This is a genomic window from Pseudoalteromonas sp. SR45-5 (assembly GCF_014163565.1).
Taxonomy (GTDB): domain Bacteria; phylum Pseudomonadota; class Gammaproteobacteria; order Enterobacterales; family Alteromonadaceae; genus Pseudoalteromonas; species Pseudoalteromonas distincta.
Genome location: NZ_JACJDN010001022.1, coordinates 1 through 752, shown reverse-complemented (window position 1 = coordinate 752; position 752 = coordinate 1). Strand labels below are relative to the sequence as shown.

Here is a 752-nt window from a genome sequence, read left to right as displayed (position 1 = left end):
TGAATTACCCGACGGCCTTACAGTTTAACGAAAAGAGCTTTACCCTCTTTTGCGTATTAGAACGAATTGTTAAGCATTTAGATAAACCAGCATCGGTAGCTCCTTTTTTAGCTCACCATTTAATGTATCTAAAAAAAAGCGGCGCTTCACACAGTGACATTGCCCTTTTATCTAACGCTTTTTACGAAACCCTTGAAGAGCACCTTGGTAAACATTTTACTACTGAGAGTCAGCTCGCTTGGAAAAAAGCGCTTAGATACTTTGAAAGCTTTGCAAGCAATGTTCTTTTCAACGTTACCAATGTGGTTTCGTTACAACAAAGAATGCAGCAAAAGCAAAGTAATAAAATTTAGATATTCAATTTTGGGGGGGTGACTTAATTTACTTAATCTCCCCTTAATTAGACTCATTTTAACACCATGGTCAAAAACGCCTTGATATGCGGTTAAACTTTTTTGCCCTATTGCTAACAGCACACTGTATTGTGTTATTTACCGCCTATATTCGTTTTACTAATCTATTATTAAACTCAAGAAACAAATAATCCCCAGCATTAAAAACAGCAAACTATTGTCGTTACGCACTTATTTACTCCTATTTGCTTGTTGTAAAATATTAAAACGATCGTTTAATTAACTATGCCCGTATAAAAAAATTTGGCTTTACTATGACCCATCATAAAACACTTAGATTAATACTAGGCGATCAGCTAAACCCATCTCATTCATGGTATAAACAAAAAGACGACGACA

At 35.1% G+C, this 752-nt stretch carries 1 protein-coding gene; it reads left to right on the top strand.

Going from position 1 to position 752, the window contains the following annotated elements:
* Positions 1-353: globin (locus H5072_RS20785; protein WP_182694680.1), on the top strand; the 353-nt coding region annotated here is incomplete at its 5' end.
* Positions 354-752: the final 399 nt, after the last annotated feature.